The following is a 10,927-nucleotide window of genomic DNA, read 5'->3' on the forward strand; positions in this document are numbered from 1 at the left end:
CCCGCACGCCGGGGGGAACGGCACCGGCCCGGCCCGTGCGCGAAGCACGGACCGGGCCGGTGTCACCACGCCACGACGGACCCGACGGGCCCGACGGATCAGTCGGGCCGGACGGGCCGGACGGGCCGGACGGGCCGGACGCGTCAGTCCACTTCGGCCAGCGCCTGGGCGAACTGGGCTGAATACAGCCGGGCATAGGCACCCTGCGCCGCCAACAACTCGGCGTGCGAGCCCTGTTCGACGATCGAACCGTTCTCCATCACCAGGATCACGTCCGCGTCCCGGATCGTGGAGAGGCGGTGCGCGATCACGAAGCTGGTCCGGCCGTGCGCCAGGCGCGCCATCGCCTTCTGGATCAGCACCTCGGTCCGGGTGTCCACCGAACTGGTCGCCTCGTCCAGCACCAGGATCACCGGATCGGACAGGAACGCCCGCGCGATGGTGATCAACTGCTTCTCGCCCGCGCTGACCCCGGTGCCCTCGTCGTCGATCACCGTGTCGTAGCCGTCGGGGAGCGTGCGGACGAAACGGTCGGCGTGCGCGGCCCGCGCCGCCTCCTCGATCTCCTCCCGGTCGACGTCGCGCGAAGCGCCGTACGCGATGTTGTCCGCGATCGACCCGCCGAACAGCCAGGTGTCCTGGAGCACCATCCCTATGCCGGACCGCAGTTCGTCGCGCGACATCTTCGCCACGTCGACGCCGTCCAGCAGGATCCGGCCGCCCGTCACCTCGTAGAACCGCATCAGCAGGTTGACCAGCGTGGTCTTGCCCGCGCCGGTCGGTCCGACGATCGCGACGGTCTGGCCCGGTTCCACGTCCAGCGAGAGGTCCTCGATGAGCGGCTTCTCCGGCTCGTAGCGGAACGACACCTTCTCCAGCGTCACGCGGCCGGTCAGCTCCGCCGGACGCTCGGCGACGTCCGGCGCCGGGTCGGCGCCCTGCTCGTCCGCGTCCAGCAGCGCGAAGACGCGCTCGGCCGAGGCGACGCCCGACTGCACCAGGTTGGCCATCGAGGCAACCTGCGTCAGCGGCATCGAGAACTGCCGGGAGTACTGGATGAACGCCTGCACGTCACCGATCGACAGCGTGCCCGACGCCACCCGCAGCCCGCCGACCACGGCGACCAGCACGTAGTTCAGGTTCGACACGAACATCATCAGGGGCTGCATGATCCCGCTGTTGAACTGCGCCTTGAACCCGGCCTCGTACAGCGCCTCGTTCTGCTCCGCGAACAGTTCCGCGGACTCCTCGTGGCGGCCGAAGACCTTTACCAGGGTGTGCCCGGTGTACATCTCCTCGATGTGGGCGTTGAGCTTGCCGGTGACCTTCCACTGCTCCACGAAGTGCGGCTGCGACCGCTTGCCGACCCGCGCCGCCACCACGGCCGACAGCGGCACCGTCACCAGCGCCACCAGGGCGAGCAGCGGCGAGATCCAGAACATCACGACCAGCACGCCGACGATCGTCAGCACCGAGTTGATGAGCTGGCCCATCGTCTGCTGCATCGTCTGCGAGATGTTGTCGACGTCGTTCGTCGCCCGGCTCAGCACCTCGCCGCGCTTGGCCCGGTCGAAGTACGACAGCGGCAGCCGCGCCAGCTTGGTCTGGATGTCCTCGCGGAGCTGGAACACGACCTGGTTGATGATCCTGATCGACAGCCGGGTCGAGACGAGCATCGTCAGCCCCGCGCCGACGTAGATCACCAGCACCCACAGCAGGACGGTGCCCACCGCGGAGAAGTCGATGCCCTGGCCCGGCGTGAAGTCGACGCCGGACAGCATGTCCGCCAGACCGCCGTCGCCCTTGTCGCGCAGGGCCGCGATCGCCTGCTCCTTGGTCGTCCCCTCCGGCATCCGCCGGCCGACGACCCCCGCGAAGATCAGGTCGGTCGCCGCGCCGAGGATCTTCGGCCCGACCACCGACAGCGCGACGCTCACCACGCCCGCGCACAGCATCAGGTACAGCGCGCCCTTCGCCACGCCGAACCGCTTGAGCAACCGCTTCCCCGAGCCCTTGAAGTCCATCGACTTCTCGGTCGGGCCCGCCGCCATACGTCCACCCGGGCCCGCCATCACGCGGCCTCCGCTTCCGTCAGCTGGGAGAGCACGATCTCCCGGTAGGTCTCATTGCCGTCCATCAGTGCGCGATGCGTACCCGAACCCACGACCCGCCCCTCGTCCAGCACCAGAATCCGGTCGGCGTCCCTGATCGTGGAGACCCGCTGAGCCACGATCACCACGGTCGCCCCGGCGGTCTCCCGCACCAGTGCGGCGCGCAGGGCCGCGTCCGTCGCGTAGTCCAGCGCCGAGAACGAGTCGTCGAAGAGGTAGATCTCCGGCTTCTGCACCAGCGTCCGGGCGATCGCCAGCCGCTGCCGCTGCCCGCCGGACACATTGGTCCCGCCCTGCGCGATCGGCGCGTTCAGGCCGAGCTCCAGCCGCTCCACGAAGTCCTTGGCCTGCGCCACCTCCAGCGCGTGCCACAGCTCCTCGTCGGTCGCGTCCGGTTTCCCGTACCGCAGGTTCGACGCCACCGTCCCCGAGAAGAGGTACGGCTTCTGCGGCACCAGGCTCACCGTCTTCGCCAGCAGCGCCGGCTCCAGCTCCCGCACGTCGGTGCCGTCGACCAGCACCTCGCCCGCGGTCACGTCGAACAGCCGGGGCACCAGGCCCAGCAGCGTCGACTTGCCGCTGCCGGTCGAACCGATGATCGCGGTGGTCTCCCCGGGCCTCGCCTCCAGCGCCACGTCACGCAGCACCGGCTCCTCCGCACCGGGGAAGCGGAACTCCGCACCCCGTATCTCCAGATGGCCGTGCCGGCGCAGTTCCAGCACCGGGGCGACCGGCGGGACGACACTGGAATCCGTCCCCAGCACCTCCTGGATGCGCTCGGCGCACACCTCGGCGCGCGGCACCATCATGAACATGAAGGTGGCCATCATCACCGACATGACGATCTGCATCAGATAGGCGAGGAACGCCGTCAGAGCACCGATCTCCATGCCGCCGCTGTCGATGCGGTGGGCGCCGAACCAGACCACGGCGACGGACGAGACGTTCACGACCGTCATCACGACGGGGAACATCAGCGCCATCAGCCGGCCGGTGGACAGCGCCAGGTCCGTGAGGTGGGTGTTGGCGCCGCGGAAGCGCTCCTCCTCGTATCCGTCGCGCACGAACGCCCGGATCACGCGGTTGCCGGTGATCTGCTCCCGCAGCACCCGGTTCACCGCGTCGAGCCGGTCCTGCATGGCCCGGAACAGCGGGCGCATCCGCTTCACGATCAGGCTGACCGCGATCGCCAGGACCGGCACCACCGCCAGCAGCACCCCGGACAGCGGCACGTCGAGCCCGAGCGCCATCACGATGCCGCCCACGCACATGATCGGCGCCGACACCATCAGCGTGAACGTCATCAGCACCAGCATCTGGATCTGCTGGACGTCGTTGGTCGTACGGGTGATCAGCGAAGGGGCGCCGAACCGCCCGACCTCGCGGGCCGAGAACGACTGCACCCGGTCGAAGATCGCGCCCCGCAGGTCGCGCCCGAGCGCGGACGCGGTCCGGGCGCCGTAGTACACCGCGCCGACGTTGCAGAGCACCTGGAGCACGCTCACGGCGATCATCAGAGCGCCGAACCTCAGGATGTACCCCGTGTCACCCTCGACGACGCCGTTGTCGATGATGTCCGCGTTGAGGCTGGGCAGGTACAGCGAGGCGCAGGTCTGGAGGAGTTGGAGGAAGACCAGCAGCACGATGGCTTTTCGGTACGGACCCAGGCGGGCCCGCAGAATTTTTATGAGCACTCGGAACTCTCGGGTCGGCTGTCGGCAGAGGCCGACCCATCTTCGGGCACGCTCCACCACGACCGCGAACGTTTTTCCCCAAGCTGCGGTCAAAACGCGGGGAGCGGACCGGACCCGCCGGTCGTGCGCCCCGGCGGACCCGGTCGTACGCCTCAGCCCCGGCCGCGCGCCGCAGCCCTGGGAACGCGCCCCGGCCGTACGCCTCAGCCCCGGCAACGCGCCTCAACCGTGGGCGCGCGCCCCAGCCGTACGCCTCACTCAGCCTCCGGTGACCTCGCCCGCCCACGACGGGCCGCCCATCAGCGTCGGGTGGTCGCCCGCGGGCGCCCTCGGAGCGGGCGGCGCGACGGGCTCCCCGCCGGTGCCCCGAACGGATCCGCCCGGTGCCCCCGCGCCCCGCTCCACCCCGTCGAACGCCCCCGGATGGATCTGGTCCCGCGTGGCCTCGTACTGCTGACGCACCGCACGGCCCACGGCCAGCTCCTCGCCCGGCTCCAGCACCTGGGCGGCGGCCCCGCGCCAGGCCGGGGGAGTGCGCGGGTCCAGGGTGCCCTCGGACACCCCGAGCGCCCACGCCGCCTGCCGGGCCGCGCCGATCGCCGCGTACTCGGCGGGCTGCGGCACCACGACCTGCGTACCGAACACCGACGGGGCCATCGCCTGCACCGCGGGCAGTTCGGCCGCCGCGCCCAGCAGGAACACCCGCCGCACCTCGACGCCCCGCCCGCGCAGCACGTCGAGCGCGTCGGCCAGCGCGCACAGCATCCCCTCGAACGCCGCCCGCGCCAGGTGCTCCGGCTTCATCGACTCGCGCCGCATCCCGGACAGTGTGCCCGCGGTGTGCGGAAGCCGCGGGGTGCGCTCACCCTCCAGATAGGGGAGCAGCACCAGTCCGGAGGCGCCCGGGGTCGACTTCAGCGCCAGCTCCGACAACTCCTCCAACCCGCCCTCCAGACCCAGCATCTCGGCGGTCCCGCGCAGGGCCCGCACCGCGTTGGAGGTGTGCACGACCGGCAGGTGCATGCCGGTGGCGTCGGCGAAGGAGGTGATCATGCCCGACGGGTCGGTCAGCGCCTCGTGGTGGACCGCCATCACGGAGCCGGAGGCCCCCAGCGACACCACGGCGTCCCCGGCGGCGACGCCCAGCCCGAACGCGGCGGCCATCGTCTCGCCGGTACCGGCCGAGATCAGCAGGCCCTCCGGCGTGGTCCCGGCGGCGTCGGCAGGACCCAGCACCTCGGGCAGGGCCGCCCGGTGCCCGAGCGCCAGCTCCACCAGATCGGGGCGGTAGGAGGAGGTGTGCGCGGACCAGTACCCCGTACCGGAGGCGGCGCCCCGGTCGGTCGTGCGCCGGGCCGGACGGCCGAGGAGCTGCCACACCAGCCAGTCGTGCGGCTGGAGGACGGCGGCGACCCGCTCGGCGTTCTCCGGTTCGCTCCGCGCCATCCAGCGCAGCTTCGCCACCGCCTGCGCGGCCTGCGGCACCGACCCGACGGCCTCGGCCCAGGCCTCCCGGCCGCCCAGCGAGTCGATCAGATCGGCGGCGGCGACCTGCGCCCGCCGGTCGTTGCCCACCAGCGCCGGACGCACCGCGTTGCCCTGCCGGTCCAGCGGCACCAGACCGTGCTGCTGCGCGGCCACGCCGATCGCGGAGACGCCTTCGAGCAGCCCGCCGCCGGCCGCCTCGCCCAGCGAGAGAAGCCATGCCTGCGGATCGACCTCGGTCGATCTCGCCTCACCGGGGTGCGCGGCGTACCCCTGCCGCAGGACCGCTCCCGTGTCCGAGTCACAGACGACGATGTGCGTGTAGGCGGAAGAACTGTCCAAGCCGGCGACTATGCCCATACCCAGGATTCTGCCGCACCCAGGCCCCTTTCCCGTAACCGGTGCCGCGTGGTCCGGTCCGGGACGCACGACGGCCGCGGGGCGCACCGGGCGTCTGGTGACTGCCGGTGCGCCCCGCGGCCGCGGCGGGCGAAGTGCTGGGTCAGGTGTTGGTGGTGCCCCAGTCGTCCTCGACGCCGTTGTGCCCGGCCCGGCCCCGCAGGGACCGGACCCGGTCGGCGACCGAGGCGGGAACCCGGTCGCTCCAGTGGCTGTCTCCCACCTTCTCGCTCACCGAGTGGTACGCCTTGCCGGCGAACTCGCGGCCGCTCTGCGCGGCCGTCTCGGTGGCGTTGCGCACGGCGGGGTTGCCCGCCACCTGCCGCGCGGTCTTCTTCAGCTGCTCGTAACGCTCGCGCCCGGCCTTCGTGCCGAGCACGTAGCCGAGAGCGAGGCCGGCGATGAACGTGAGCCGGTACCGCATGGCGGTCACCCTTCCTTCGCTGCATGGGACGTGTGCTGCTCGCCTACCCGCGACCACGCGAGATCACCCCGCACGGAACCGATTGGCAAAGCACCCCCCTGCTTGCGCTAATGTATGTGTCGCAGCGAACGCGCGCCGCCCGGCAGCCGCCAGGTAGGTTCGATTCGGTGTACGCAGCAATCCCCTGTAGCTCAATTGGCAGAGCAGCCGGCTGTTAACCGGCAGGTTACTGGTTCGAGTCCAGTCGGGGGAGCGCGATCCCCTGTAGCTCAATTGGCAGAGCATTCGGCTGTTAACCGGAGGGTTACTGGTTCGAGTCCAGTCGGGGGAGCGGTCGGGAAGAGGGCCCCTCGGGGTCCTCTTTCTGTGTTCGTCCCCGGTCTTCCGGCACCTCCTCCAGGGCCCCTTCCGGGACCCCGGCCGTGACACGTTCGGGTGGTGACGGGCTCCGGCGGAACCGGGCAGCACGCAGCGCGGTCCTCATGATCGAGAGATGCGGACCGGTCGGAGCGAGAGATCGTATGACCGGCTATGCTGCGGCAGACGGCGCGTACACATGTGCGCGCCACGCCGAAAAGGGGCGGTAGCTCAGCCGGTTAGAGCAGCGGACTCATAATCCGTCGGCCGTGGGTTCGAGTCCCACCCGCCCCACCCAGCATCCCCAGGCAGAATCGTTCTGACCTGGGGAAACGCGTTTTCCGGGGGGCGTTCCGCGTGCCGTGTTCGCCGCACGCAAGTACGGCGAACACGGGGCTTCGGTCTTTCCAAGCAGGTATTGCACGGCTGTGACCTGGTCTTTTGATGCCCTCGTGATCGTGGGAGCGTTGCGGGCGATCCACAGCCGCACCTACCGGCCCATGTCGCCAGTGGCGAGCCGGGTTCCGTCAGGCGAGACCGCCACTGAATGCACCTCGCCGGTGTGACCGGTGAGGGTTTTGATGCCTGCGGTTGTCGACAGCCTCCTGCCGACCGGGGGTCTCGTTGGGCGCCGAAGAACATCGGCGCCCTCGGCTTTGAGCTCACCGAGGCCCAGAGGACGCCATCGCCACCCCGGAAGTCGGCACGTAGCTTTTCTTCGACCACCGCGACCTGGAGGTCGCCTGGCTGAGCGTGCGTTGCCTGGATTCCTGACCTCGTGCGGTGGGTAGGGGCGATGCTCGCTCTCAGGAGCGTATGCCCGCGAGGTCATCATGGAGCAGGGGGTCACGACCGTGCTCAGCGTCAGACACGACCCCGAGCGAACGGTCGCGCCCTGGTCACGTGGATCGTGAGCCCGTGCCTGCGTCCTGCGAAGGCTGACGGGCGCCATCGAGAGCCGAGGCTTGGCCCATGGGTATGCCCTGGTTCACCGTTCGTAGTGGAAGCGGCACGCCACCACGTGGATGATGTCGTTCTCATCGATGCTGTACACCAGTCGGTGTTCGGAGTTGATGCGCCGCGACCAGTAGCCGGAGAGGTCGTTCCTCAGCGGTTCGGGCTTGCCGATTCCTTCGTGGCCGCCCCGGTCGATGTCGGCGATCAGCTGGTTGACGCGCTTCAGTATTTTGCGGTCGTTCTCCTGCCACCACAGGTAGTCGTTCCAGCCGTCGCCGACGAACAGCACCTTCACGCGGCGCCCCGCCCGCCCTCGTCATCGGGATCCACCAGCTCGCGGAGCGCGCCGTGGCCGGCCCGGTCCTGCTCGATGGACCTGCGCAGGCGCTCGGCCATCGCGGGCGACCGCAGCAGGTAGTCGGTCTCTTTCAGTGCCTCGTACTCGGCGAGCGAGACGACGACCATCGGCTCATGGCCAGTCCGGGTGATGACCAGCTCCTCGGCGTCGTTCTCCACCGCGTCGAGGGCGTCGGCGATGCCCGCGCGCAGCTCGGTGACACTCATCGTCTTCATGATGTACACGATAACGTACAGCGCTATCCCCGTGTGGCTGATTGCGATCCGCCGCTCGGCATCGGCCGGCCCGTGGTCGGCATCGTCATCCTCTCCGGGTTCTCCTTCAACCTGGACGGCTCCGCCGTCTACCTGACGATGGCCTCCCTGTTCCTGGCCCAGGCCATGGGCATCGACCTCTCCTGGCAGCAGCAGCTGATCATGGTCGGCGTCATGATGCTCACCAGCAAGGGGACCGCTGGAATCGCGGGCGGCGGTTCATCGTGCTCGCCAGCACCGTCACCGCGGTCGGGCACGTGCCCCTGGCCGCGCTTTCCCTGATGGTGGGCATCGACCTCATCCTCAACGAGGGCCGCGTCTTCATCAACGTCCTCGGCAACGCCGTCGCCACCACCGTGATCGGCAAGTGGGAGAAGGACATCGACATGGATCAGGCACGCACGGTTCTGAGCAGGCGCGGCCCGACGCGCCCACGACCTTGCAGAAGTGAGCGCCGCTGTTCGTGCTCGTCGTGTGTGTTCGCGGTGTGCCGATGCGGCTCTCGTGCCGCTGCGGACACGAGAGGCGCGTCGGCTGCCTCAGCGGTGGGCGGCGCGGTTCATCTCGACGACGTCGTCGACGGTGGGGTCGTCCGGAAGGGCGGCGAAGCGTTCCGGCAGGCTGTCGCGGACGGCCACGTCCTTGACGCGGTCGGCCGCGGCCAGGGCCGTCGGCAGCTCGTCCAGGGACAGCTCGGTGCAGTAGGCGGGGGAGTTGGGCTGCTGGCGCCAGGAGTCGGCCAGCGCACCGGCGTCGTAGGGGTCGAAGCCGGTGTCGTCCACGAGCTGCATGGCCACCTTCTTGGCCTTCTCGGAGTCGCCCGCGACGGGGATGGCGATACGGCCCGGGGTTCCGGCCGGAACGCCCTTGGTCCGTTGGGTCTCGGCCAGGGCGGCGTTCCACGCCTTGACCACCGGGCGGCCGAGCAGCTCGGCGGTGTACACGCTCTCCACCTGGCCGTTGTCCACCGCCTCGATCGGCTCGCTGAGCATGCCGGGGTAATAGTTCGAGGTGTCGATGACCACCGTCTCCTCGGGCACCGACGCGAACAACTCCGCCAGCTTCCCCGCCACCCCGAACGGGATCGACAGGACGATGACGTTCCGGCCCTGGACAGCGTCGGCGAGGTCCGCCACGCGGGCCCCGGACTCCAGCACCTCCGCTCGAACGGCCTCGCGGCCGCGGGCATTGGCCACCTGGACGTCGTGACCGGCTGCGGCGAGCTTGGCGGCGAGGTTCCCACCAATGGCACCAGTGCCTATAACAGTTATTTTCATGATTTGTCCTTGAGGAGGTTGCGCTGCGTCCGGGTGCAGCGCACGCGCAATGGCCGGGGTGGCCGCTTGAGAGTGTGTGGGGTGGGGTGAAGGGTTGGCGGTTTACGCCTGGACGTCGCGCTCTCGGTAGCCGCTCGCGATGAGGTTACGGAGGCGATCGAGCGACTCTGCCTCCATGCCGGTGCCCTTGATCCAGGCAACGGAACAGGCAGCGAGGAACAGGTCGTGCCCCCGCACCGACGCGCGTACGCGCCCCGCGCCCTGCGCCGCTTCCACGTACTGATCGGTGGCGGTGACGAGGATGCCGCAGGGGATCGTGAGCGGATTGTCCGGCTCCTGAGCCCTGGCCGCAGCCATGAGCGGGTCCGGCAGCCCACTGAAGGCGCTGAAGTACTCCTCCATCGCCCGCAGCCACTGCTCCAGCGCCTCGGCCGGATCGCCCAGGCGCTCAATGTCCGCCTGGCGAGCTACCAGTTCCTCGGAGCGCGTCTGCAGCACCGCTGCCAGCAGCGCCTCCCGGGTGGGGAAGTGCCGGTACAGCGTGCCGGGCCCGACGCCCGCCTCCTTGGCCACCGCCTCGAGCGAGGTGCCGACCCCATGCTGCAGGAAGTGACGCTGCGCGGTCTCGAGAAGGGCCGCGCGGTTGCGCTGGACGTCCGCGCGGGGCTTACGCCCCGGCTGCTCGCCAACGTTCATGTGCCCTCCTCATGACGATAACCCCGTGGCCGCATCAAAAACGGAAGCGGCCTCCGCATGCCTTCGAGCGTAAAGCGGAGGCGGCATCCGGTCAAATGGTCGACGTCTTCCAGGAGCGGGAAGGAGGCTCGCCCGCATCTGGGGCCCCTCGGCGGAGGAAGCCGACCGGTGTCTTCGGTGAAGCACCGTGCGCGATCTTGTGGTGCACGTACGCACTGAGGGGCCTGCCCGTGATCTCGCCGCAACCCACACGCACGTCAGGACAACCGCCCAGCGGATTGCGGGACGTGCTCCGAATCCGGATCCAGGGCCGCAGCCTGATCGATTCAGGAAACGTGGCTCACCATGTAGGCGGTGCCTACCTTGTCTTCCTCGGGTGAGTCCGCCTGGATCGCGAGACTCGGCCCGGCCGCAGTGAAGTCGAACCCGTTCGTCATCGGCTGCGTGCAGTCCACGCGCTCAGCTGTCCTGGCGGCGCCTGAGGAGACCGTGAAGGTGACCGAGCCTTCCCCTGCACACGCCACCTCCACCCGCAGGGCCGTACCGGACTCGATGGTCTCGTCCAGGTTCTGCCCGGGCACTGCGAGGGTTCCCGCCGAGACCAACCCCTTATCGCCCGACGCCAGGCGCTCCGCCATGGTGAGCAAGGAGCGGGCCTCCTCGTTCAGCTGCTCCCTGCCGGCCCGGGAAGGCGGCTGCGCCATGGGAGCCGCGGTGGAGCTCGCCGCCTTCTCAGGCTGCGAAGCCTTGGACGCCGGAGGCGAGTCAGAACAAGCGGATGCCATGCAGGCAATCAGCGCGACGGCAGTCAGAGAACTGCCAGTGCGGCGGGTGAAGCGGTACAAGAGGTCCCCCGAAGTGCACTCAGAAGCCAAGCAGGTGTAAAGAACAAGGTGATCATCCCGTGTGGACACC

At 69.6% G+C, this 10,927-nt stretch carries 11 protein-coding genes and 3 tRNA genes; 4 read left to right on the plus strand and 10 right to left on the minus strand.

What is annotated here, in order from left to right:
* Positions 1–143 precede the first annotated feature (143 nt).
* The 4 genes from Q0994_RS06795 to Q0994_RS06810 all read right to left on the minus strand — a co-directional run bounded on the left by Q0994_RS06795 (position 144) and on the right by Q0994_RS06810 (position 6,113).
* On the minus strand, positions 144–2,072 hold the full coding sequence (locus tag Q0994_RS06795) for an ABC transporter ATP-binding protein (RefSeq protein WP_299530370.1): 1,929 nt from the start codon (positions 2,070–2,072) through the stop codon (positions 144–146).
* Positions 2,072–3,805 (minus strand): ABC transporter ATP-binding protein, encoded by a 1,734-nt coding sequence (locus tag Q0994_RS06800; protein ID WP_299530371.1) that lies wholly within the window; start codon positions 3,803–3,805, stop codon positions 2,072–2,074. Before Q0994_RS06800 ends, Q0994_RS06795 begins: the two co-directional genes overlap by 1 nt.
* A gap of 258 nt (positions 3,806–4,063) precedes the next feature.
* Positions 4,064–5,650, minus strand: a complete 1,587-nt coding sequence (locus Q0994_RS06805; protein WP_299530372.1) for an FGGY family carbohydrate kinase — start codon at positions 5,648–5,650, stop codon at positions 4,064–4,066.
* Between the two features lie 142 nt (positions 5,651–5,792).
* Positions 5,793–6,113: a YtxH domain-containing protein gene (locus Q0994_RS06810; protein ID WP_299531291.1), complete on the minus strand. Its 321-nt coding sequence runs from the start codon at positions 6,111–6,113 to the stop codon at positions 5,793–5,795.
* A gap of 180 nt (positions 6,114–6,293) precedes the next feature.
* Between Q0994_RS06810 and Q0994_RS06815 the strand changes: the two genes are divergently transcribed.
* The 3 genes from Q0994_RS06815 to Q0994_RS06825 all read left to right on the plus strand — a co-directional run bounded on the left by Q0994_RS06815 (position 6,294) and on the right by Q0994_RS06825 (position 6,764).
* A tRNA-Asn gene (locus Q0994_RS06815) sits at positions 6,294–6,366 on the plus strand.
* A 5-nt stretch (positions 6,367–6,371) separates the two neighbouring features.
* A tRNA-Asn gene (locus Q0994_RS06820) sits at positions 6,372–6,444 on the plus strand.
* A 246-nt stretch (positions 6,445–6,690) separates the two neighbouring features.
* Positions 6,691–6,764, plus strand: a tRNA-Ile gene (locus Q0994_RS06825).
* A gap of 196 nt (positions 6,765–6,960) precedes the next feature.
* Here Q0994_RS06825 and Q0994_RS34125 read toward each other — a convergent pair.
* Genes Q0994_RS34125 through Q0994_RS06835 form a run of 3 tightly spaced genes read right to left on the minus strand, consistent with a single transcriptional unit; the run spans position 6,961 to position 8,000 of the window.
* On the minus strand, positions 6,961–7,422 hold the full coding sequence (locus Q0994_RS34125; protein WP_363325533.1) for a hypothetical protein: 462 nt from the start codon (positions 7,420–7,422) through the stop codon (positions 6,961–6,963).
* Positions 7,423–7,458: 36 nt separating this feature from the next.
* The gene (locus Q0994_RS06830; RefSeq protein ID WP_299530373.1) at positions 7,459–7,722 is read right to left on the minus strand and encodes a Txe/YoeB family addiction module toxin; all 264 of its coding nucleotides are present in this window, start codon (positions 7,720–7,722) and stop codon (positions 7,459–7,461) included.
* On the minus strand, positions 7,719–8,000 hold the full coding sequence (locus Q0994_RS06835; protein ID WP_299530374.1) for a type II toxin-antitoxin system Phd/YefM family antitoxin: 282 nt from the start codon (positions 7,998–8,000) through the stop codon (positions 7,719–7,721). The genes Q0994_RS06830 and Q0994_RS06835 overlap by 4 nt, the downstream gene beginning before the upstream one ends.
* 33 nt (positions 8,001–8,033) lie before the next feature.
* Here Q0994_RS06835 and Q0994_RS06840 point away from each other — a divergent pair, with 33 nt between their 5' ends.
* A complete protein-coding gene (locus Q0994_RS06840; protein WP_299530375.1) occupies positions 8,034–8,321 on the plus strand; it encodes a cation:dicarboxylate symporter family transporter in 288 nt (95 codons plus the stop codon).
* A gap of 257 nt (positions 8,322–8,578) precedes the next feature.
* Here Q0994_RS06840 and Q0994_RS06845 read toward each other — a convergent pair whose 3' ends face one another.
* The 3 genes from Q0994_RS06845 to Q0994_RS06855 all read right to left on the minus strand — a co-directional run bounded on the left by Q0994_RS06845 (position 8,579) and on the right by Q0994_RS06855 (position 10,716).
* Positions 8,579–9,316, minus strand: a complete 738-nt coding sequence (locus Q0994_RS06845; RefSeq protein WP_299530376.1) for an NADPH-dependent F420 reductase — start codon at positions 9,314–9,316, stop codon at positions 8,579–8,581.
* A gap of 102 nt (positions 9,317–9,418) precedes the next feature.
* Positions 9,419–10,012, minus strand: coding sequence for a TetR/AcrR family transcriptional regulator (locus tag Q0994_RS06850; RefSeq protein WP_299530377.1), 594 nt, complete (start codon positions 10,010–10,012; stop codon positions 9,419–9,421).
* Positions 10,013–10,338: 326 nt separating this feature from the next.
* Positions 10,339–10,716 (minus strand): hypothetical protein, encoded by a 378-nt coding sequence (locus Q0994_RS06855; RefSeq protein WP_299530378.1) that lies wholly within the window; start codon positions 10,714–10,716, stop codon positions 10,339–10,341.
* Positions 10,717–10,927 lie beyond the last annotated feature (211 nt).

This window comes from uncultured Streptomyces sp. (assembly GCF_947488945.1).
Lineage (GTDB): Bacteria > Actinomycetota > Actinomycetes > Streptomycetales > Streptomycetaceae > Streptomyces.